We start from the raw sequence: 21,326 nt of genomic DNA on the forward strand, positions 1-21,326 counted from the left end.
AACGCTGCAAGAGGCGCATAGAGCGGCCGCGGGGCGATACCTACAATGCAAGACGACCTGTTTTCCACTATCTCCAGAGACCCATGAACGTCATTCGATTCACCGACCTCTGCGCGCAGGGCAAGGCCGCCGGCCAGCGCGTCTTCATCCGCGCCGATCTCAATGTGCCGCAGGACGACCACGGCAACATCACCGAAGACACGCGCATCCGCGCCTCGGTGCCCTGCATCCAGCTGGCCCTGGACGCCGGCGCGGCCGTGATGGTCACCTCGCACCTGGGCCGCCCGACCGAGGGCGAATTCAAACCCGAAGACTCGCTCGCCCCCGTGGCCAAGCGCCTGGGCGAGCTGCTCGGCCGCGAAGTGCCGCTGGTCGCCAACTGGGTCGACGGCGTCGACGTGAAGCCCGGACAGGTCGTGCTGCTGGAGAACTGCCGCGTCAACAAGGGCGAGAAGAAGAACGACGAGGGCCTGGCCCGCAAGCTCGCCGCGCTCACCGACATCTACGTGAACGACGCCTTCGGCACCGCGCATCGCGCCGAGGCCACCACCTACGGCATCGCGCAGTTCGCAAAGATCGCTGCCGCCGGCCCGCTGCTCGCGGCCGAGATCGACGCCATCACCAAGGCGCTGGCGCAACCCAAGCGGCCGCTGGTCGCCATCGTTGCCGGTTCCAAGGTCAGCACCAAGCTCACCATCCTGAAGAGCCTGTCGGCCAACGTCGACCAGCTCATCGTCGGCGGCGGCATCGCCAATACTTTCCTGCTGGCAGCCGGTCTGAAGATCGGCAAGTCGCTGGCCGAGCCCGACCTGGTCGACCAGGCCAAGGCGGTGATCGAGGCCATGCGCGCGCGCGGCGCCGATGTGCCGATTCCGGTGGACGTGGTCACGGCCAAGACCTTCGCGGCCGACGCGCCCGCTACCGTCAAGGACGCGAGCGACGTGGCCGACGACGACCTCATCCTGGACATCGGCCCCAAGACGGCCGCGATCCTTTCGGCGCAACTGCGCGAAGCCGGCACCATCGTGTGGAACGGCCCGGTCGGCGTGTTCGAGTTCGACGCCTTCGCGGGCGGCACCAAGGCCATTGCGCAAGCGATTGCCGAGAGCAGCGCGTTCTCGATCGCCGGCGGCGGCGACACGCTCGCGGCCATTGCCAAGTACGGCATCGAAAAACAGGTCGGCTACATCTCGACCGGCGGCGGCGCGTTCCTCGAGGTGCTGGAGGGCAAGACCCTGCCGGCCTTCGAGATCCTGGCCAAGCGCGCGGCGGGGTGACCTGGGCGGCGGGGAAATCTCATCGGGGTGACTTCCGTCAGACACACAAAGTGTATACAGTAGCGAATACAAAACGGAGACCAACTTCATGAGCACGGATCGCATCCCCCGCCACGCCACCAAGATCGTCGCCACGCTCGGCCCGGCGTCCAACACGCCGGAACTGCTGGAAAAAATGATCCTGGCCAAGGTCAGCGTGGTGCGGCTCAACTTCAGCCACGGCACCGCGCAGGACCACATCGACCGCGCCCTCATGGTGCGCGAGGCCGCCCGCAAGACGGGCCGCGAAGTGGCCATCATGGCCGACCTGCAGGGCCCGAAGATCCGCGTCGGCAAGTTCGCGCAGGGCAAGGTCCTGCTGGAAGCGGGCGCGAAATTCGTGCTCGACGCCTCGCGCACCGAGCTCGGCGACATCGATGCCGTGGGCCTGGACTACAAGGACCTGCCGCGCGACGTGAAGCCCGGCGACCGGCTGCTGCTGAACGACGGCCTGATCGTGCTCACGGTCGACGGCGTCAAGGGCGAGGCGGTCCACACCACCGTCAAGCTGGGCGGCGAGCTCTCCAACAACAAGGGCATCAACAAGCAGGGCGGCGGCCTCACGGCGCCCGCGTTGACGGCCAAGGACATGGAAGACATCAAGACCGCGATGAGCTTCCAGGCCGACTACGTGGCCGTGAGCTTTCCGAAGAACGCCACCGACATGGAAATGGCCCGCCAGCTGTGCAACGTGGCCGCGGCCGAGTTCGGCCACAAGCCCGGCATGATCGCCAAGATCGAGCGCGCCGAAGCCATTCCGAAGCTCGAAGAGATCCTGCGCGCGAGCGACGGCATCATGGTCGCCCGCGGCGACCTGGCGGTCGAAGTCGGCAATGCCGCCGTGCCCGCGCTGCAGAAAAAGATGATCCGCATGGCGCGCGACATGGACAAGGTGGTGATCACCGCGACCCAGATGATGGAGTCGATGATCACCAACCCCGTGCCCACCCGCGCCGAGGTGAGCGACGTGGCCAACGCCGTGCTCGACGGCACCGATGCCGTGATGCTCTCGGCCGAAACGGCCTCGGGCCGCTACCCGCTGGAGACCGTGCAGGAGATGAGCCGCATCTGCGAAGCCGCCGAAATCGCCGAAGACAAGACGCTCGACGCCGACTTCAGCGGGCGTGCCTACAGCCGCATCGACCAGTCGATCGCGATGGGCGCGCTCTTCACCGCGCACCACCTGGGCGCCAAGGCCATCGTGGCGCTGACCGAGTCGGGCTCCACCATGCTGTGGATGAGCCGCCACCGCGCGCACATCCCGATGTACGCGTTGACCTCGCGCCTGGCCACGCAGCGCAAGCTCGCGCTGTACCGCAACGTGCGTCCGCTCCTGATGGATTCGCAGACCGACCGCGACACCGCGCTCGAACAGGCCGAAGCCCACCTGAAGAAGCGCGGCATCGTGCAGAGCGGCGACGTCTACGCGATCACCTGCGGCGAGCCCATGGGCGCCCCCGGCGGCACCAACATGCTGAAGATCTGCAGGGCGAGCTGAAGCCTCCGCTCAACCGTTCCTGAACAGGAAGCTGTAGGCGTTCAGGGCGGGCACGCCGCCCAGGTGCGCGTACAGCACCTTCGAGCCGGCCGGGAATTCCCCGAGCCGCACTTTCTCGATCATCCCGTGCATCGACTTGCCCTCGTACACGGGGTCGGTCAGCATGCCTTCGAAGCGTGCGCAGAGGCGGATCGCCTCCAGCGTGCCGTCGTTCGGCAGCCCGTATTCCGGCCCGCCGAAGCGGCGGTCCAGCACCACGTCTTTCTCGGTGATGTCGCGGCCCAGTTCGACCAGTTCGGCCGTGTTCTTCGCGATGCGCACGATCTGCTCGAAGGTCTGCTGCGGCTTGGCCGAGGCGTCGATGCCGATCACGCGGTCGGCCCGGCCGTCGGCCGCGAAGCCCACCACCATGCCGGCCTGCGTGCTGCCGGTGACCGAGCAGGTCACGATGTAGTCGAACTTGAAGCCGAGCTCGGCCTCCTGCTGGCGCACTTCCTCGGCAAAGCCGACGAAGCCGAGGCCTCCGCGCGGGTGCTCCGAGCAGCCGGCCGGAATCGGAAACGGCTTGCCGCCGGCCTTGCGCACGTCGCTCATGGCCTCTTCCCAGCTCTTGCGGATGCCGATGTCGAAACCGGCCGCATCGAGCCGCACGTCGGCGCCCAGGATGCGCGACATCTCGATGTTGCCGACCCGGTCGTACACCGCGTCCGAGTAGTTGACCCAGTTCTCCTGCACCAGCACGCATTTCAGGCCCAGGTGCGCCGCCACCGCGGCCACCTGTCGCGTCTGGTTCGACTGGATGCCGCCGATGGACACCAGCGTGTCGTAGCCGCCCTCCAGCGCCTCGGGGATCAGGTACTCGAGCTTGCGGGTCTTGTTGCCGCCGAAGGCCAGGCCGCTGTTGCAATCCTCGCGCTTGGCGTACAGGTCGACCTTGCCGCCCAGGTGCGCACCGAGGCGCTTGAGCGGATGGATCGGCGTGGGGCCGAAGGTCAGGGCGTGGCGGGGAAATTTCGTCAGGTTCATCGACGCGGCTCCGGAGTGGGTGGAAGCTGTCGATCGTAGGAAGAAGGGCCCGCAACGTGCTTGCGAAGTTCGTATGGATTCCAGGAAAAAAGAAGGCAAGATGCGCCAATAAACGGTCTTCGTTTTGAGGAATTCGCCATGAGCACAACAAAGTTGCGTCCACCGCTGGAACTCGATCGCACCGACCGCGCGATCCTGCGCGCGCTGCAGCGCGATGCCTCGGTATCGAACGTGGCGCTGGCCGCCAAGGTGAGCCTGAGCGCGCCGGCGTGCCTGCGCCGCGTCGAGCGGCTGAAGGAGGCCGGGTTCATCAAGGGCATCGTCGCGCTGCTCGATCCCGATGCGCTGGAGGTCGGCATGCTGGTGATGATCGGCGTGGTGCTCGACCGCTCCACGCCCGACTCGTTCTCCGATTTCGAGAAGGCCGCGCAGAAGGTGTCGGGCTGCCTCGAGTGCCACGTGGTCTCGGGCGAGTTCGACTATTTCATGCTGGTGCGCACGCGCGACAACGACAGCTTCAACCGCCTGCACGCGGAGCAGCTGCTGTACCTGCCGGGCGTGCGGCAGATCCGCACCTTCGTCGTCCTGAAGCAGGTGCTGTCGACCACGCAGCTTCCGATCTGACGAAACCGCGGCGCGCCCGCGTGCGTACTGGAGCGATGAGCTTTCCCACCTTCGCGTCCCTGCGCCGGCGCCGCGGCGCCATCACCACCGCCATTGCCGTCACCACAGCCGCCGTGCTCTCGGCCTGCTCCCCGATCAAGGTGCTCAATGGCCTCGTGCCCGAAGACACCTACCAGTTCCAGGGCGGCATCGCTTATGGCGCCGCACCGCGGCAGCAGCTCGACGTCTACCAGCCGCTGCCCGCCACGCAGCCGGCCCGCGGCGCCCGCCCGCTCGTGGTGTTCTTCTTCGGTGGCACGTGGACGAGCGGCGACCGCGCCAGCTACAAGTTCGTCGGCGAGGCATTGGCCGCGCGCGGCGCGGTGGTGGTGATTCCCGACTACGGCCTCTCGCCGGCCTTCACCTACCCGGTCTTCGTGCGCGACAGCGCGTTGGCCGTCCAATGGGCGCTCGACAACGCGGCCCAACTCGGCGCCGACCCCAGGCAGGTCTACGTGATGGGCCACAGCTCGGGCGGCTACAACGCCGCGATGGTGGCGCTGGACGAGCGCTGGCTCGGCGAACTGGGCGCCAGCCCGAAGCAGCTCGCGGGCTGGATCGGCCTGGCCGGCCCCTACGACTTCCTGCCCATCGGCGACCCACAGGCGCAGGCCGCCTTCAACTGGCCGGACACGCCGCGCGACTCGCAGCCGCTCGCGCATGCGAGCGCCGCGTCGCCCCGCGCGCTGCTGATGGCGGCATCGAAGGACAACCTGGTCTATCCCGACCGCAACACCGGCCAGATGGCCGCGGCACTGCGCGCCGCCGGCGTGCCGGTGCAGGTGCGGCTGTTCGACAACCTGAGCCACGTCACGCTGATCGGCGCGTTCGCCAAGCCGATCCAGTGGCTCGGAGGGCCGGTGCTGCCGCCGGTCTTGGACTTCCTCGGGTTGGCGTCAGTCCTGTCCCACAAGGGGCCTCGGTAGAATTGCGGTAGTTTTCTCTCGTCTTTCCGCCTTCTTCTTTCCCTATTTCCCGCGAGGTATTTCCATGGCACTCGTCTCGATGCGCGAACTGCTGGACCACGCCGCAGCCAACGGCTACGGCATTCCGGCCTTCAACGTCAACAATCTCGAACAGGTCCAGGCCGTGATGGAGGCCGCCAAGGAAACCGGCGCGCCCGTCATCCTGCAAGCCAGCGCCGGTGCCCGCAAATACGCCGGCGAAGCCTTCATCAAGCACCTGATCCAGGCCGCGATCGAGCAGTACCCGAACATCCCGCTGGTCATGCACCAGGACCACGGCCAGAACCCCGACGTCTGCAAGGGCGCCATCGACCTGGGCTTCAGCTCGGTCATGATGGACGGCTCGCTGGAGGCCGACGGCAAGACCATCGCCAGCTACGACTACAACGTGGACGTCACCAAGAAGGTGTCCGACATGGCCCACCGCCTGGGCGTGACCGTCGAAGGCGAGCTCGGCTGCCTCGGTTCGCTGGAAACCATGAAGGGCGACAAGGAAGACGGCCACGGCACCGACGACACCATGACGCGCGAGCAACTGCTCACCGACCCCGAGCAGGCCGCCGACTTCGTCAAGCGCACCCAGATCGACGCGCTGGCCATCGCCATCGGCACCAGCCACGGCGCCTACAAGTTCACCCGCGAGCCCACCGGCGACATCCTGGCGATCGACCGCATCAAGGAAATCCACCGCCGCATTCCGAACACCCACCTGGTGATGCACGGCTCGTCGAGCGTGCCGCAGGAGCTGCTGGCGATCATTCGCCAGTACGGCGGCAACATGAAGGAAACCTACGGTGTGCCCGTCAAGGAAATCCAGGAAGCCATCAAGCACGGCGTGCGCAAGATCAACATCGACACCGACATTCGCCTGGCCATGACCGGCGCGGTGCGCAAGTTCCTGGCCGAGAACCCCGAGAAGTTCGACGCCCGCGAATGGCTCAAGCCGGCGCGCGAAGCCGCCAGGCTGATCTGCAAGCAGCGCTACATCGAGTTCGGCTGCGAAGGCCAGGGCGCCAAGATCAAGGGCGACACGCTGCAGATCGTGGCGGCCAAGTACGCCAAGGGCGAACTGGCGCAGGAAGTCGTTTAAAACTCCCCGGCGATTCGAAGGCCACCGTTCGCGGTGGCTTTTTTCTGCGCGCACAATCCGCTTTCCCCGTCACCCGTTTTCCCGTTCCCCAGAGCACCTGTTCCATGACCACCGTCCACACCTCCTCCATCCAGAGCCTGCCCCTGCTTGCGCGCGGCAAGGTGCGCGACAACTACGCCGTCGGCGAAGACCGCATCCTGATGGTCGCGAGCGACCGGCTGAGCGCCTTCGACGTGATCATGGGCGAGCCGATTCCCGGCAAGGGCGAGATCCTCACGCAGATGGCGCTGTGGTGGTTCGAGCGGCTGGGCCCGCTCTGCCCCAACCACCTGACCGGCGATGCGCCCGAGAGCGTGGTCGCCGCCGACGAGGTGCCGCAGGTCACCCACCGTTCGATGCTGGTCAAGCGCCTGAAGCCGATCCCGGTCGAGGCCGTGGTGCGCGGGTATCTGGCCGGCAGCGGCTGGAAGGAATACCAGGAAAGCCGATCGGTCTGCGGCGTGCCGCTGCCCGAGGGCCTGACCAACGCGAGCAAGCTGCCGCGCCCGATCTTCACGCCCGCCGCCAAGGCCGCGGCCGGCGAGCACGACGAGAACATCAGCTACGAGCGCGTGGTCGAGATCGTCGGCCCCAAGCTGGCGCAGCAGATCCGCGAGACCAGCATCGCGATCTACGAAACCGCCGCGCAGATCGCCCTCACCAAGGGAATGATCATTGCCGACACCAAGTTCGAGTTCGGCCTGGACGAGGCCGGCACGCTGGTGCTGATGGACGAGGTGCTCACGCCCGACAGCTCGCGCTACTGGCCCGTCGAGGGCTACGAAGCCGCGCTGGCTGCCGGCACCAATCCGCCGAGCTACGACAAGCAGTTTGTGCGCGACTGGCTCGAGGCCACCAAGATCAACGGCAAGCCCTGGGACAAGACACCGCCCGCGCCGCGCCTGCCGGCCGAGGTGATCGAAAAGACCGCCGCCAAGTACCGCGAGGCGCTGGAGCGCCTCACCGGCTGATCTGTAGAGCTACAGGCCCCCGGCTTTTCACTTCGCTTCGCTGCGCGTAACTCCCGAGGGGTGGCGCGGCTCGCCATGGGGCGAGCCCGGCGGTCGCCGCCTTCAGCGCGTTCCCGAACTCAGCGTCGCCACGGTCCGCCCGCCGGTGTCCAGCAGCGCCAGCCGTCCCGGCGCGAGGCTGTAGCTCGCGGTGCTCTGCAGGGCCGAGAGGAACTGCGCTTCGTTGGCGCCGCGCACCGGGTCGGCGCAGGCCATGCGCGTGGCGGCCAATTGCCCGATCTTCAACGTGATGCCGCTGCGGGTGTAGGTGCCCGACACGCGGTTGCATCCCCCCGAGCCGCTGACGCGGCCGCTGCTGCGGTCGAACTGGATCTGCGCATCGCCACCCGGTGTGATGGATTCGTCGCCCAGCTGTGCGAGGCGCCACACCGGGCCTTCGATGGGTTCGTCCAGGCTGATGCCGCTCCCGCAGCCGGTCAAGGTGGTCAGCAGCGCCGCCGTGGCAAGCACGGGGAGCGCAATGTGGCGGGCGAAGGAACGCATGGCCAGTCTTTCCTTTTGAATCTGCAACAAGATGAAATCGGGCGCCATCGTATGCGACGCGGCCTAGCTCGCCAATGACGCCAGCGCCACGCCGCCCGCCAACCGGGCCTGGACGCAGCGCCGCACGCTGGCGGGCGTGCCGTCCCGGGCGAGCAGCGCGGGCCATTCGGCCTGCGCCTGGCGCACCGTGTCGCGGGCAATCGCCATGAGCCGCGCGGGGCGCAAGAGGCCTGCCGAGCGCAGCAGGGCGTCGAGCGCGGCCCCGTCGAAGGCGCGCAGCTTGGCGTCGATCGCGCGGTTCACGCCGTAGTCGCCGGCCGGCACGTCCTCGAAGAAGGCGGCCACGCACACCGGGTCGTAGAGCGGCGCCAGCACCGGGGCCACGCCGTCGGGGTAGCGCAGCGCCCAGTTCTTCAGGTGCGCGTCGCTGTTGCCCAGCAGGATGAAGGCGACGATGCGCCGCACGCACTCGCGCACGTCGGCCACCGGGTTGGGCGAGAGCCGGTCGAGCACGCGCAGCATCGCGGGCCAGTCGAGCGCCAGGCCCCGGCCGTATTTCTGCCGGGGCTCGTACTGCAGCACCTGCGCGAACTCCTCCATGTGGACGCGCCCGCCCTCGGGGGTGCGGTCGAAGCGGCGCACCGCCAGGATCTGCTCGAAGCGCACCTGCTCGGGCAGGTCGGCGTCGGCGCGGCCGATCACGCTGGCTTCGGCGCAGTCCAGGCCCAGCGCGCCGCAGAGGCGATAGCCGGTGAACTCGTTGTCGACCAGGTCCGGATGCCGCGTGCTCGGCAGCTTGAGGATGAAGGAGCCGGCCGCGCCGTGGCGCCGCACCACGTAGCGCCGCCCGTCCTGCACCGCTGAAAACTTGGTCACGACGCCCGGAATGGCGGCGGCATCTTCCACCGGCATCTCGACGAAGCCGGGCTCCAGCACGTCCAGGCCGAGCGCCGTGTGCCAGTGGCGCACGGTGTCGGGAATGCCTTCGGACGTGGGCACCGGCTCGACCTCGAGCGCGCCCATCAGGTCGTGGCCGGCGGCGGCGAGCAGTTCGAACTCGTCGTCGGCCGCGCAGCCGCGTTGTTGCGCGAGGCGCTCGCGGTTGTGGCCTTCGGGCAGCAGGTTCTGGAAGTAGCTGGGCCAGTGGCCGTCGCTGCGCGAGACGCGGGTGTCGCGCGCCGAGGCCAGGATGGCGCGGGTTGCGGCCTCGTCGGCGCCGCGGTAGGCAAGCGACAGCGTCGGCCGGCCGGGGTCGGCGATGTACGCCTCGTCGAAAGAGACGCGCAGGATGTCGCCGTACTGCGAGAGGTAGCCGATGGCGCGCCGCCCGCCGCCGGTGGGCCGCCCCGGGGCGGGCGAGCCCCCTTGGGGGGCCGCGCCGGCAGGTAGTGCGGAAGCGCGGGAGCCTTGTGCATCGCCATCCGGCGCATGCAGGTACATCCGCAGGTAGCGGATGCCGGTGTTGAAGGCGGCGCTGGTGCTCACCGGCTTTCGTCAGCCAGGCTTTGCGCGATCGAAGGCGGCGCGCCCACGCCCGCCGGCTGGCCGAGCAGGCGGCCGCCCGAGCGCACGAAGTCCTCCAGCTGCGGGCGCAAGGTGGCGGGCACGGGCATCAGCTCCAGCCCCAGCACGCGCGCCATTTCGAGCAGCGTCGACAGGCGCGGATCGATCTGGCCGCTCTCGATGCGCTGCACCGTCATGCGCGAGAGCCCCGCCTGGGTGGCCAGCGCCTCCTGGCTCAGGCCGCCGGCCTTGCGGGCCTTTTCGAGTTCTTCGGTCAGTTGGAGCATTGGCGTACGCTTTTTCTTCAGATTGAGTAGCAATGCTATCTATCTAAGGCCAAGAAGACAATAAAAAAGCGACCCTTGAGTCGCTTTTTCAATTAAATGCGCATCAAACTGCGCATTTTGTGATTTCAGCTCAGCACGACACTGCTCAGGCGGCGGCGGTACGTCGCCACGACCGGGTCGTCCGGCGGAATCTGCCCGTCGGCCACCTTCACCTTCGGCGGCTCGATCACGTCGAGGATCGCGATGTAGGTCTTGCGGGCGAGCTCTTCGCTCCAGCTCTTGTCGCGCATCAGGATGTCGAGCAGCTCGTCCATCGCGTCGGTCCAGCGCTGTTCGGCCATCAGCAGCCGGGCGCGGCCGAAGCGGGCGTCGAAGTCGCGCTTGTTGGCGGCGATCTTCGTGTCGAACTCGGCGATCGCGGGTGCGGCGCCCGTGACGGGCGCGGCGAAATCGATGGCGTCCATCCAGCGCTGCAGCGCATCGAAGCGGCGCACCAGCCCGGTCCTGGCGATCACGGGGGCGAAGGCGACCTTGGCGTCGTCCAGGCGGCCTTCCTGCAACAAGAGCTTGATGTAGTCGAAGCGGGCGTCGTCGTTGGCCGGGTCGGTGACCACGGCGTGCTGCAGCTTCTCGAGCGCGCCCAGGGTGTCGCCCTCGGCCAGCGCTTCCTGGGCGGCGGCTTCTTCCGAGGCTGCTTCGGCCTCGTCGGCGCCCGGCACGTGCTTGTCCAGGAATTCGCGGATCTTCTCGGCCGGAATGGCACCCACGAAGCCGTCCACCGGTTGGCCGTCCTTGAACATCACGCAGAACGGGATGCTGCGCACGCCGAACATCTCGGACAGCTGCGACGAAATCTGCGGCACCTTGTCGGCGTCCAGCTTGGCCAGCGTGAAGCGGCCGGCGTACTCGACCTCGAGTTTTTCGAGCACCGGTCCGAGCTGTTTGCAGGGGCCGCACCATTCGGCCCAGATGTCGAGAAGCACCGGCGTGGCGACCGAGCCTTCGACCAGTTCGGCCTGGAAATTTTCGAGAGTGATGTCGATCATCGGAACCAGCTGGGGGTGAAACGTAAAATTGAAACCATGAACGAAACCATTCAGGTCGGTGTAGTGATGGGCTCGAACTCCGATTGGGAGACGATGCGCAACGCGGTCGAGATTCTCCAGCAATTCGGAATCAAGCACGAAGCCAAGGTGGTCTCGGCCCACCGGATGCCCGATGCGCTGTTCGCGTACGCCGAAAGCGCCGCCGGGCGCGGCCTGGCCGCGATCATCGCCGGGGCGGGCGGCGCGGCCCACCTGCCGGGCATGCTGGCCGCCAAAACCACGGTGCCGGTGCTCGGGGTGCCGGTGGCCAGCCGCCACCTGCAAGGCGTCGATTCGCTCTACAGCATCGTGCAGATGCCCAAGGGCGTGCCGGTGGCCACCTTTGCGATCGGCAATGCCGGCGCGGCCAACGCCGCGCTGTTCGCGGTGGCGATGCTGGCGGTGAACGATCCCGCGCTGCGCGCGAAGCTGGACGCCTTCCGCACGGCCCAGACCGCCGCCGCCGAAGCCATGACGCTGCCGCCGGCCCCCGCCGGCGAGGCCCCTGCGGCCCCTCCCGCCGTTTCCCCTTTCTCGCCGCAAGGCGGAGGTGCCCTGTGACCCAGAACGGCGACCTGCCCATCCTCCCGGGCGCCACGCTCGGCGTGCTCGGTGGCGGCCAGCTGGGCCGCATGTTCGCGCACGCGGCCCAGCGCATGGGCTACTTCACGGCGGTGCTCGACCCCGATGCCGACAGCCCCGCCGGCCGGGTGAGCCATCACCACATCCACACCGACTACGCCGATGTCGACGGCCTCGCCCGCCTGGCCGGCCTGGCCGACGCGGTCACGACCGAGTTCGAGAACGTGCCCGCGCCCTCGCTGGAGCACCTGGCGGTCGCGCGGCCGGTGGCGCCCGGCGCCTCGGCCATCGCCATCGCGCAGGACCGCATCGCCGAGAAGGCCCACTTCACCCGCTGCGGCGTGCCCTGCGCGCCCTATGCGGCCATCGAGACGGCCGCCCAGCTCGCGGCCGTCGAAGACCGCCTCCTGCCCGGCATCCTGAAGACCGCGCGCCTGGGCTACGACGGCAAGGGCCAGCAGCGCGTCGCGACGCGCGCCGAGCTGGTCGAGGCCTGGCAGGCCACCGGCTGCGTGCCCTGCGTGCTCGAGAAGCTGCTGCCGCTCGAATTCGAATGCTCGGTGATTCTTGCGCGCGGCCGCGACGGGCAGATCGTGCACTTTCCCCCGCAGCGCAACCTGCACCGCGACGGCATCCTGGCCGTCACCGAGGTGCATGCGCTGAACATGCCCAAGACGGTGGCGCAGGGCGCGGTCAATTCCGCGAAAAGCATCGCCAACGGCCTGGGCTACGTCGGCGTGCTGTGCGTCGAGTTCTTCGCGCTGGCCGACGGCTCGCTGGTGGTCAACGAAATGGCGCCGCGCCCGCACAACAGCGGCCACTACACGATGGAAGCCTGCGACGTGTCGCAGTTCGAGCTGCAGGTGCGCACCCTCGCCGGCCTGCCGCTCGCGCCGCCGCGCCAGCACAGCCCCGCGATCATGCTGAACCTGCTGGGCGACCTGTGGTTCACCTCCGGCGAAGAAAAGCCGGTTTCGCCGCGCTGGAGCGACGTGCTCGCGCTGCCGGGCGTGCACCTGCACCTCTACGGAAAGATCGAGCCGCGCCCCGGCCGCAAGATGGGCCACCTGACCCTCACCGGCGCCACGCTGGAGAGCGTGCGCGCCAACGCCTCGCAGGCCGCCTTGCTGCTGGGCCTGCCGGCGGTGGACGTGACGGGGCTCGCATGATCGGGCTCGCATGATCCTGGACGGCCAATCCCCCGAGGCCATCGCCGAGGCCGTGCGCGTGCTGCGCGCGGGCGGGCTGGTCGCCTTTCCGACCGAGACCGTCTACGGCCTGGGCGCCGACGCGAGCAGCGACATGGCCGTGGCCGGCATCTTCAAGGCCAAGGGGCGGCCCGCCGACCATCCGCTGATCGTGCACGTCGCGGCCGGCATGAAGGGCACCGAGGCGCTCTCGCGCTTCGCCCAGCCGCTGCCGCTCTTTGCGCAGAAGCTGGTGCAGGCCTTCTGGCCCGGTCCGCTCACGCTGATCGTCACGCGCCAGCCCGGCGTGGGCGCCGCGGCGGCCGGTGGGCAGGACACCATCGGCCTGCGCTGCCCCTCGCACCCCGTGGCCCAGGCGCTGCTGGAAGCCTGCGCCGAGCAGGGCGTGCCGGGCGTCGCGGGGCCGAGCGCCAACCGCTTCGGCCGCGTGAGCCCGACCACGGCCCAGCATGTCTACGACGAGTTCGGCGAGGCCGTACCGGTCATTGACGGCGGTGCCTGCGAAGTCGGGATCGAGTCGACCATCGTCGACTGCAGCCGCGGCGCGCCCGTGCTGCTGCGCCCGGGCCTCATCACGCGCGCGCAGATCGAAGCGGCCTGCGGCGAAAAGCTCAGCGACCGCGACGTGCTCGAAACCCCCGACCCGCGCGCCTCGGGCACGCTCGAGGCGCACTACGCACCGAACGCCAAGCTGCGGCTGATGGACGCCAAGGCGCTGCAGACCGGCCTGGACGTGCTGGGCGCCAATGCCGCGCACATCGCCGTCTGGTCGCGCAGCAGCCTGCGCTGCCGCTCGCAGCGCGTACTGCAGCGGCGCATGCCCGACGACGCGGCGGCCAGCGCGCACCAGCTGTTCGCGGTGCTGCGCGAGTTCGATGCAGAGGGCGTCAAGCTGATCTGGGTCGAGACGCCGCCAGACACGCCCGAATGGGAAGGCGTGCGGGACCGACTGCAAAGAGCCTCGGCCGCCTGATCTGGAAACACCGTGGAACCGGCTGTGCCGGGCCCCGGTGTTGCCCCCCGGCAGGGGGTTGGCGAAGCGACACGAAGTGCGCGCGCCTTGGGGGCGAGCCCTAGCCTCCGGCTGCCAGCACACCCTGGAAGAACCCGCGTGCTGCCGCCAGGCAGAACGGCGGCGCGAGCGTGCCGTGGTACGCGGCGGTGACCGCGCGTGCCTTGTCGGCGTCGCTGCCCGGCGTGTTCTGCGCCAGCGTGCCCTTGGCCTGCGCGAAGCCGGCGCGGGCGGCCGAGTAGGCGTCGGTCGCGGCCGAATCCTCCAGGTCCACCACCGACAGCGCGGCGGCCGGCATGCCCTTCGCGCGGAAGTAGCCCGCCGTGGCGCGGGTGCTCACGAAATTCACCGTCGGGTCGTTGGCACCGCCGCACATCAGCACCGGCCGGGTCGGCACCCAGTTGCGCAGGTCGTTGGCGAGCGCCGCCTTGCGAAAGCCGGTCGAGGGGCTGCAATTGAGCGGCGACGTCGCGCTAAGCGATGCCGCCGTCGCGGGCAGCGCGTTGCCCGGGCAGGCGTTCGACTGGATGTCGGTGGCCGCCTGCGTGAGGTAGCTCTGGCGGATCAGGTTGTTGGCGCCGTAGAAGATCGACAGGTCCGGGCTCACCGGCCCCGGCGTGGCATTGGCCGGGAAGAGCGCCAGCTGCGGCAGCTTGCCCTGGGCGAAGAGCGTGCTGGTGGGCGTGAGGCTCGGCAGCAGGGTGTCGATGCCGGTGGCGTACTGCGCTTCATACACGTCGCTGGTGGCGTTGTAGACATTGCCGAACTGCTGCTGCCAGCTGGTCGAGAGCAGCGGCACGAAGATCGTCGAGCCCAGCGCCGGCCAGCCGAGGAACGTGTAGTCGGTCAGGAGGCTGATGGCCGAGGGCGCCGAGAGCGGCGCCGAGGCCGTCACCGCCTTGCCCGTGGCCTGCATCTCGCGGTGCGCCGCCATCGCCACGTAGCCGCCCTGCGAGTAGCCGGTGATAAAGAGCGAGCCCGCATCGTTCGCATCGATGCCCGAGAAGGTCTTGCGCGCCGCGGTGAGCGCATCGACCATGTCCTTGCCCTGCTGGTCGCCGTTCAGGTACGGGTGATAGGCCAGCGTCGACTTGTCGTAGCCCGCGTAATTGGGCGCCACCACGATGAAGCCCTGCGCCGCGAGCATGGCGGCCACCACCACGCCTTCGCCTGCAGCGGCCTGGTTGATGTCGGTCCACTTGGCGAAGTTGTAGTCGCGCGCGGTGTTGGTGCCGTGCGCATAGAGCACCACCGGGCGCGCGCCGTTGCAGGCCACGTCGGTGCCCGAGGGCACCATGATCGCGGCGGTCGCGGTGGTGGCTTCGCCCTTGCCGCCGACGGTGCGGTATTCGAGGTAGCGCGTGTCGATGCCGCACTTGGGCGTGCCCGAGACCTGCAGCAGCGCGCGGCCCTTGTCGTCGGCCCCCAGCAGCGTCTTGAACTGGTCCACCGACAGCCGCGTGACCTGCTCGGGCGGATTGGTGACGACCGAGCCGCGCCCGGTGTCGGTGACGGGCGGCGGAAAACCCACGCCGATGCCGCCGCCACCACCTCCTCCACCGCAGGCTGCGAGCAGCAGCGTGACACCGGCAAGGGCCGCCACCTTGTGCAGCGGGGTGGAGGGTCGTTGTTGTCGTTGCGGCGTGTTCAAGGCGTGTCTCCTGCTGTGTCGCGGTGGCGCTGTGTATGAATCGAACGAGCGTCCGATTCTGGGCAGCGCCATGGCCACGCGCAAGCGGCGTACGCCTACAGAAGTTTTCAGTACATCCCTGGCTGATGCAGCCGTTGGTGGTCAGTTGTCCTGCGCGGCCCAGTCGACCAGCGCGTCGAACGCGGCGCGCGTGGCGCCCGCGTTCTCGCCGTTGGCGATGGCCACCAGCACATAGCGCCGGCCGCTCGCGCCGTGCACGTAGCCGGCCACGCCCGAGGCATCGCGCAGCGTGCCGGTCTTCAGGTGCGCGGCACCGCCCGAGCGCAGCGCGCGCTTCTTGAGCGTGCCATCCACGCCCGAGGCGGGCAGCGACGACATCAGCTCCGGCATCACCGGCGAGCGCCACGCCACCTGCAGCATCTTGCCCAGCGCGGCGGCGCTGATGCGCTCGTCGCGCGAGCGGCCCGAGCCGTTCTCGAACACCGGCTGCGCCTCGCCGGTGCCGATGCGCTCGCGCCACCACTGGCCCAGCGCGCTGCGCGAGGCCTCGAAGTTGCCGCGGTTCTTCTGCGTGACGCCGATGGTGAGGAACACCTGCTGCGCCATCACGTTGTTGCTGTACTTGTTGATGTCGCGGACCACCTCGGCCAGCGGCGGCGATTCGAACTCGAAGGCCGGCTTCAGGCCCGCGGGCACGCGGCCCTCGCGCATCTGGCCACCCACGCGCCCGCCCATCTCGGCCCACATGCCGCCCAGCGCGCGCAGGCTGTAGGTGCGCGGATCCCCATACGCCACGGCCCAGCTCTTCTCGCCGCAGGCGGCCGGAAAGCCGCCGTTGAAGCGGATGCGGTTGACGTCGCTGAAATCGGTCTTGAGCGCCGTGCGCCAGTCGCCGCATTCGCCGGGCGAAAGCGGCACGGTGGCCGGCATCGCCACGCTTGCGAGCGGCGGCTCGTAGCTCACGCGCGCGATCTGTGCGGCGCGGTCGGGCGCGAAGGTCATGTTGACCGACTTGAAGTTGATCAGCAGCGCATCGGGCGATGCGTTGTAGGGCCGCAGCGGCTCGCCGTCGAAGGCGCTCGGGTCGTTCTCCACCGTGTTCTCGAAGGCGCTGCGGTCGACCACGATATCGCCGCTCACCGTGGTGATGCCCAGGCCCTGCACGTGGCGCAGCATCAGCCACACGCGCTCGAGCACCAGCTTCGGATCGCCCTGGCCCTTGATGTAGAGGTTGCCGTTGAGCACGCCGTTGCTCACCGTGCCCTCGACGTACACCGGCGTGCTCCAGCTGTAGGCCGGGCCGAGCAGGTCGAGCGCCGCGTAGGTGGTGACCAGCTTCATCATCGAGGCCGGGTTCACCGGCACCTGCGAGCGCCAGGCCAGGCGCGCCGGGCGGATGCCGTCGGCATCGGCCACCAGCATCGTCACCGTGTCGCGCGACACCTTGGCGCGCGCCAAGGCGGCTTCGACTTCGGTGGGAAGGGCCTGCTGGGCGAAGGCGCTGGCCGAGGCCAGCGCGGCGAGGCAGATAAAGAGTGACGGGATCAGGCGGGTGGCGAAAGGCATCCGGCGATTATCCCGGCGCGAACGGACCGCGCCCGAAACAGCCCCCCGGTCATCGCGCGCCCGGATGCAGCCCCAGCACGTTCGCGCCGATGGCCGGATCGACGAAGCGCTCCAGCCGCTGCGGATGCAGGATCACCGTGATCTCGCACGAGCCCGTGCCCACCGTGAGCCCCAGCAGATGCCCGCCCGCGCCGATGAAGGTGCCGTCCGTCACGATGCCGTGCGCATGGATCGAGGGCTTGCCCTCCTTCCAGGCGATGGAGCCGGTGAGGTTGGCGAGCTCCACGTCCTTGAAGGTCTTCGGGTTGAAGACCTTTTTTGCGAAGTCGTAGAAGCCGAAGGTCGCCTCGCGCATGAAGCCGATGCCCACGATGGTGGCGCTCGGAATCTGCTCGACCACCGCGAGCCTCTCGATGTGCGCGATGACGTCGTCGCCGTTGCGCAGCACCATGAGGTAGCCGGTGGGTGTGCGCGTGACCTTGCCGGTCAGGTCCTGCGCCATGGCCGAGCCGCTGGCGGCAAGCGCCGCGCAGGCCGTGGCCAGGGCGAACAGGGTGGATGCGATGGTCTTGATGAACATGGTTTGTCGTTTCGTTGTGATGAAAATCTCAGCGGATGCACGGTTGCGGCTCGCGCCGCGGAAGGCGAACGCCCGCGCACCGGGAATCGATCCCGGCGCGCCGATGTTCGACACGGGGTGGCCCGCGCAGCCGCGGGCAGTTGGAGAGGCGGTGGATGCCTAGTGCGCGGGCGCCGCCTGCACGCGGCCCGCTTGCACCTTCGCATGCACCTTGGCGCGCAGGCGCGCCACGTTCACGATGAAACGGCTGTGCGTGCCGCTGGCAACTTCCTCGTCGCCTTCGTGCACGCTGAAATCGAAGTCCACGCCGCGCCCTTCGACTGCGCGCACGCGTGCATCGATGCGCACCGTCTGCCCGAGCAGCGTCGCGCCGACGTGCTTGAGCGCGATGGCCGTGCCGACGGAAGACTCGCCTTCGTCCGCGTGAGCGAGCAGGAAATCCAGGCAGGCTTGCTCCACGTCGCGCACCAGCTCGGGAGTCGCGTAGATGCGCAGGTCCTCGCCCAGGAAGTCGACCGTGCGCGCGCGGTCCACCGCGAGCACGCGTTGCAGCGTGGCGCCGGGGTGCAGTTCTTTTTTCATGCGATGTTCCGATGGAGCCGGCGCGTCAATTGACGTTGTCCCGACTGGTTGCGTGTCGTTCTGCGAGGCAGTCTAGGAACGTCGGCGCACTGCGGCAAACGAGTTTTTCTCGAACGATTGCCGAGAAAATATTGAAGCGCCGTCGCGCCTTCCAGTCCACTCCCTGCCCGCCCCCTGCCCGCTTTTCATTCGCTCCCGAAAGAACCGCCAGACCATGTCGCGTCCCATCCCTCCGCTCAATCCGCTGCGGGCCTTCGAGGTCGCGGCGCGGCACCTGAGCTTCACGCGCGCAGCCGACGAGCTCTTCGTGACGCCCTCGGCCGTGAGCCACCAGATCAAGACGCTCGAAGAGAACCTGGGCATCGCGCTGTTCGTGCGCGACACCAAGTCGCTCACGCTCACCGCGGCGGGCAAGGCGTACCTCCCCGGCATCCAGGAGGCCTTCAAGCAGGTCATCTACGCCACGCAGCGCTTGCGCCAGTCGCAGGGCACGCCCTCGCTCAAGATCAACCTGCCGCCCACCTTCGCGGTGAAGTGGCTCATTCCGCGCATGCGCCGCTTCATGCAGGCGCACCCGGACATCGACCTGGAGATCTCCACCTCCAAGCACATGGTCGACTTCACCCGCGAGGACTTCGACATGGCCGTGCGCTACGGGCGCGGCATCTACCCCGGCCTGCATTCGGAGCTGTGCCTGCCGGTGGAGATGTTCCCGGTGTGCAGCCCCGCATTGATGCAGGGCCCGCATCCGCTGAAGACGCCGGCCGACCTCAGGCACCACGTGCTGCTGCACGACCACAGCACCTACAGCGACGTGAGCAACCCCGACTGGGGCGTGTGGCTGGACCGCGCGGGCGTGACCGACGTGGACGCGACGCGCGGCCCCTCGTTCTGGCCCAGCCACCTGGTCATCAACGCCGCCATCGACGGACTCGGCGTTGCGCTGGCGAAGAAAAACTGGGTCCTCAAGGACCTGGCCGACGGCCTGCTCGTGCGGCCCTTCGAGCTCGCGCTGCCGGTGGAGTTTTCCTACTTCATGGTGTACCCGCAGGACCGGCGCGCCGACCCGCGCATCGCGGCCTTCGTGGCCTGGGTGCACGAGGAGATCGAGCGCGACGCGGGCGCCGCGCCGGCCTGAGTTCGCGAAGGCGCGCGCTTCAGCCCAGCCGGTAGAAGCGCACGGCGTTGTCGTGCAGCAGTTGCCGGCGCTGCGGCGCGGGGCGATCGGCAATCGCGGCCAGGAAGCCGCGCAAGATCGTCGCGTAGTCCGCCACCAGGCTGTCGACCGGGAAGTTGCTCGCGAACATGCAGCGCCCGGCACCGAAGATCGCGACCGCATCGCGGACGAGCGGCACGTTCGCTTGCTCGGTCCACGGCAGGCCGGACTGGCCCAGCCCGGAAATCTTGATCGCTGTATTTGGCTGCGCGGCCAGGCCTTCGAGCGCGTGGCGCCAGCCCGCGAGCCCTTCGTCGCTGCGGTCGGATGGAAGGCCGGTGTGGTTCAGCACGAGCAGCGTTCGCGGAAAGTCGCGGGCGAGATCCGCGGCCTGGTCGAGGTTCCACCACGGCGCCTGCAGATCGAACGACAGCCCGTGCGCCTGCAGCAGCGCATAGCCGCGGCGCCAGCGCGCGTCGTCCATCGAACCCGCGAGGCCTCGCCGGGCCGTTGCCGACGACGTGGCCGTCACCGGCTTGTGGCGGATGCCGCGCACCAGCGCGAAGCCGGCCTGCGCGGCGAGGACCTCGGGCGCGTCGTCGCGGTCCAGCGCCGCGTGCGCGACGATCGCCGAAGGCCAACCTTCGGTAGCGGCCAGGGCCAGTGCCGTGAGCCAGCGCGTCTCGGCCACCGGGTCGCTACGCTCCCATTCGGCCTCGATGTGCACCGTCAGCGCCGGCGCGTGGCCGCGCGTGTCGCGCGCGAGGTCGGCGGGCAGGTAGTTGCGGCGCAGCGCCGAATAGTCGCCGTAGCGGAAGTTCGGCACGGTCTCGTCCTGCAGCCAGGGGTAGGGGTGCAGGGCGAGATTCCAGAAGTGCTGGTGCGCGTCGACGAAGGGTTCGTCGAACGTGAAGACACTGTCCATCGAATTCATCGCCGGATTTTCGGCGTTCAGCCCGTCAGGTTGATCTTGCCCGCGAGCGCCTTGAAGAAATCGCTCTCGCGCGCCATCACCGCTTCGAGCGCCACGTCGTCGGCGTAGGTGTCGGTGCTGAAGTGCAGCTTGTTGAGGGCGTCCAGCCACACCGGCTCCTTCACCGCCCTGGCCGTCGCCGCCTTCAGCACGGCGATCACGTCGTCGGGCGTGCCGCGCGGCGCGGAGAGACCGCGCCAGATGCCGATCGACAGGTCGATGCCGCGCTCCTTCAACGTCGGGATTTTCTCGAAGCCATCGGCCACGCGCCGGTCGGCCATCACCGCGAGCGCCTTGAGCTTGCCGGCCGCCACGTAGCTGGACACCTCGGCCGTGCTCACCGTCACCGCGTCGATGTGCCCGCCCAGCAGCGCTAGCACCGCGGGCGCGCCGCCGGCATAGGGAATGTGGTTGAACTTCGCGCCGGTCTTCTCGGCGAGCGCCGCGGCCGCCATGTGCCACGTGGAGCCGTGGCCGGCGTTGCCCACGCGGATGTTCGCGTCGGCCTTGCGCGCGGCCTCGACGAACTGCTCCAGCGTGGCGTAGGGCGCGTCGGCGCGCACCACCACCGCGGCCGGATCGGCGTTCAGCCGTGCGATGGGGCGCAGGTCCTTGTACGAGAACTTTGCAAGGCCCAGGTGGTTCAGGAAGGTCAGTTCGGTGGACGACAGCACGATGCGGTAGCCGTCGGGCTTGGCGTTCACCACGTCGCCCAGGCCCAGCACGCCGCTCGCGCCGGGTTTGTTGATGACCACGAGGGGCTGCGGCAGGTACTTGGCGACGGCCGCGCCGAAAGAGCGCCCCACCACGTCGGCGCCGCCGCCGGCCTGCCAGGGCACGACCAGTTCGATCGGCTTGTTCGGATAGGTGCCGCCCTGGGCGCACGCGGCGCCGGTGAGCGCTGCGAGGGGCAGACCGAGCGCAAAGGGCAGGGCCGAAGGAATGGCGCGCAGCAGCCGGCGGCGCGCAGGGTCTGTCGATGCAGTGTTCATTGGTTGTCTTGTCTCCGTCGCATGTTCTTGTGTGCTGT

General features: G+C 68.8%; 21 protein-coding genes. 10 read left to right on the plus strand and 11 right to left on the minus strand.

All coding sequences use genetic code 11. From position 1 onward, the window contains the following. Positions 1–83: 83 nt before the first annotated feature. Together BM133_RS17525 and pyk are read left to right on the plus strand one after the other, a co-directional pair. Positions 84–1,277: a phosphoglycerate kinase gene (locus tag BM133_RS17525; protein ID WP_093436228.1), complete on the plus strand. Its 1,194-nt coding sequence runs from the start codon at positions 84–86 to the stop codon at positions 1,275–1,277. An 88-nt stretch (positions 1,278–1,365) separates the two neighbouring features. Next, positions 1,366–2,814, plus strand: coding sequence for a pyruvate kinase (gene pyk / locus BM133_RS17530; RefSeq protein WP_093436231.1), 1,449 nt, complete (start codon positions 1,366–1,368; stop codon positions 2,812–2,814). A 9-nt stretch (positions 2,815–2,823) separates the two neighbouring features. Here pyk and BM133_RS17535 read toward each other — a convergent pair whose 3' ends face one another. Continuing rightward, complete coding sequence (locus BM133_RS17535; RefSeq protein WP_093436233.1) at positions 2,824–3,840, minus strand: 1-aminocyclopropane-1-carboxylate deaminase; 1,017 nt, start codon at positions 3,838–3,840, stop codon at positions 2,824–2,826. A 138-nt stretch (positions 3,841–3,978) separates the two neighbouring features. On the opposite strand from BM133_RS17535, the gene BM133_RS17540 reads away from it, so the two are divergent. From BM133_RS17540 to BM133_RS17555, 4 genes are all read left to right on the plus strand, one after another. Further along, positions 3,979–4,464 (plus strand): Lrp/AsnC family transcriptional regulator, encoded by a 486-nt coding sequence (locus BM133_RS17540; RefSeq protein ID WP_093436236.1) that lies wholly within the window; start codon positions 3,979–3,981, stop codon positions 4,462–4,464. A 35-nt stretch (positions 4,465–4,499) separates the two neighbouring features. Next, complete coding sequence (locus tag BM133_RS17545) at positions 4,500–5,429, plus strand: alpha/beta hydrolase (RefSeq protein WP_093436238.1); 930 nt, start codon at positions 4,500–4,502, stop codon at positions 5,427–5,429. Positions 5,430–5,493: 64 nt separating this feature from the next. Then, on the plus strand, positions 5,494–6,558 hold the full coding sequence (fba, locus tag BM133_RS17550; protein ID WP_093436241.1) for a class II fructose-bisphosphate aldolase: 1,065 nt from the start codon (positions 5,494–5,496) through the stop codon (positions 6,556–6,558). 104 nt (positions 6,559–6,662) lie between these two features. Then, complete coding sequence (locus BM133_RS17555; RefSeq protein ID WP_093436244.1) at positions 6,663–7,568, plus strand: phosphoribosylaminoimidazolesuccinocarboxamide synthase; 906 nt, start codon at positions 6,663–6,665, stop codon at positions 7,566–7,568. A 102-nt stretch (positions 7,569–7,670) separates the two neighbouring features. Here the strand turns inward: BM133_RS17555 and BM133_RS17560 are convergent, their stop codons facing one another. The 4 genes from BM133_RS17560 to BM133_RS17575 all read right to left on the minus strand — a co-directional run bounded on the left by BM133_RS17560 (position 7,671) and on the right by BM133_RS17575 (position 10,947). Then, positions 7,671–8,111: an META domain-containing protein gene (locus BM133_RS17560; RefSeq protein WP_093437086.1), complete on the minus strand. Its 441-nt coding sequence runs from the start codon at positions 8,109–8,111 to the stop codon at positions 7,671–7,673. 63 nt (positions 8,112–8,174) lie between these two features. Next, positions 8,175–9,596, minus strand: coding sequence for a type II toxin-antitoxin system HipA family toxin (locus BM133_RS17565; RefSeq protein WP_256219242.1), 1,422 nt, complete (start codon positions 9,594–9,596; stop codon positions 8,175–8,177). After that, complete coding sequence (locus BM133_RS17570) at positions 9,593–9,901, minus strand: helix-turn-helix domain-containing protein (RefSeq protein ID WP_013544157.1); 309 nt, start codon at positions 9,899–9,901, stop codon at positions 9,593–9,595. Before BM133_RS17570 ends, BM133_RS17565 begins: the two co-directional genes overlap by 4 nt. A 125-nt stretch (positions 9,902–10,026) precedes the next feature. Then, positions 10,027–10,947, minus strand: coding sequence for a tetratricopeptide repeat protein (locus tag BM133_RS17575; RefSeq protein WP_093436246.1), 921 nt, complete (start codon positions 10,945–10,947; stop codon positions 10,027–10,029). A gap of 36 nt (positions 10,948–10,983) precedes the next feature. Between BM133_RS17575 and purE the strand changes: the two genes are divergently transcribed. Genes purE through BM133_RS17590 form a run of 3 tightly spaced genes read left to right on the plus strand, consistent with a single transcriptional unit; the run spans position 10,984 to position 13,749 of the window. Further along, on the plus strand, positions 10,984–11,547 hold the full coding sequence (gene purE, locus BM133_RS17580; RefSeq protein ID WP_093436249.1) for a 5-(carboxyamino)imidazole ribonucleotide mutase: 564 nt from the start codon (positions 10,984–10,986) through the stop codon (positions 11,545–11,547). Further along, positions 11,544–12,737: a 5-(carboxyamino)imidazole ribonucleotide synthase gene (locus BM133_RS17585; protein WP_093436251.1), complete on the plus strand. Its 1,194-nt coding sequence runs from the start codon at positions 11,544–11,546 to the stop codon at positions 12,735–12,737. The genes purE and BM133_RS17585 overlap by 4 nt, the downstream gene beginning before the upstream one ends. Before the next feature lie 10 nt (positions 12,738–12,747). Further along, on the plus strand, positions 12,748–13,749 hold the full coding sequence (locus tag BM133_RS17590) for an L-threonylcarbamoyladenylate synthase (protein WP_093436254.1): 1,002 nt from the start codon (positions 12,748–12,750) through the stop codon (positions 13,747–13,749). A 100-nt stretch (positions 13,750–13,849) separates the two neighbouring features. Here the strand turns inward: BM133_RS17590 and BM133_RS17595 are convergent, their stop codons facing one another. The 4 genes from BM133_RS17595 to BM133_RS17610 all read right to left on the minus strand — a co-directional run bounded on the left by BM133_RS17595 (position 13,850) and on the right by BM133_RS17610 (position 18,167). Next, positions 13,850–15,439: an alpha/beta hydrolase family protein gene (locus tag BM133_RS17595; protein ID WP_093436257.1), complete on the minus strand. Its 1,590-nt coding sequence runs from the start codon at positions 15,437–15,439 to the stop codon at positions 13,850–13,852. Positions 15,440–15,580: 141 nt separating this feature from the next. Continuing rightward, a complete protein-coding gene (dacB, locus tag BM133_RS17600) occupies positions 15,581–17,005 on the minus strand; it encodes a D-alanyl-D-alanine carboxypeptidase/D-alanyl-D-alanine endopeptidase (RefSeq protein WP_093436259.1) in 1,425 nt (474 codons plus the stop codon). Positions 17,006–17,054: 49 nt separating this feature from the next. Next, positions 17,055–17,585 (minus strand): PPC domain-containing DNA-binding protein, encoded by a 531-nt coding sequence (locus tag BM133_RS17605; protein WP_093436262.1) that lies wholly within the window; start codon positions 17,583–17,585, stop codon positions 17,055–17,057. 159 nt (positions 17,586–17,744) lie between these two features. Further along, positions 17,745–18,167 (minus strand): thioesterase family protein, encoded by a 423-nt coding sequence (locus BM133_RS17610; protein ID WP_093436264.1) that lies wholly within the window; start codon positions 18,165–18,167, stop codon positions 17,745–17,747. A gap of 214 nt (positions 18,168–18,381) precedes the next feature. Between BM133_RS17610 and BM133_RS17615 the strand changes: the two genes are divergently transcribed. Further along, positions 18,382–19,305, plus strand: a complete 924-nt coding sequence (locus tag BM133_RS17615; RefSeq protein WP_093436267.1) for a transcriptional regulator GcvA — start codon at positions 18,382–18,384, stop codon at positions 19,303–19,305. A gap of 19 nt (positions 19,306–19,324) precedes the next feature. Here BM133_RS17615 and BM133_RS17620 read toward each other — a convergent pair whose 3' ends face one another. Both BM133_RS17620 and BM133_RS17625 read right to left on the minus strand, forming a co-directional pair. After that, positions 19,325–20,257 (minus strand): amidohydrolase family protein, encoded by a 933-nt coding sequence (locus BM133_RS17620; RefSeq protein ID WP_093436270.1) that lies wholly within the window; start codon positions 20,255–20,257, stop codon positions 19,325–19,327. 17 nt (positions 20,258–20,274) lie between these two features. Next, positions 20,275–21,288 carry a Bug family tripartite tricarboxylate transporter substrate binding protein gene (locus BM133_RS17625; protein WP_093436273.1) on the minus strand — a complete coding sequence of 338 codons (1,014 nt, stop codon included), beginning with the start codon at positions 21,286–21,288 and terminating at the stop codon, positions 20,275–20,277. Positions 21,289–21,326 lie beyond the last annotated feature (38 nt).

Origin of the sequence: Variovorax sp. 770b2 (assembly GCF_900115685.1) — a bacterium.
Taxonomy (GTDB): Bacteria; Pseudomonadota; Gammaproteobacteria; order Burkholderiales; family Burkholderiaceae_C; genus Variovorax.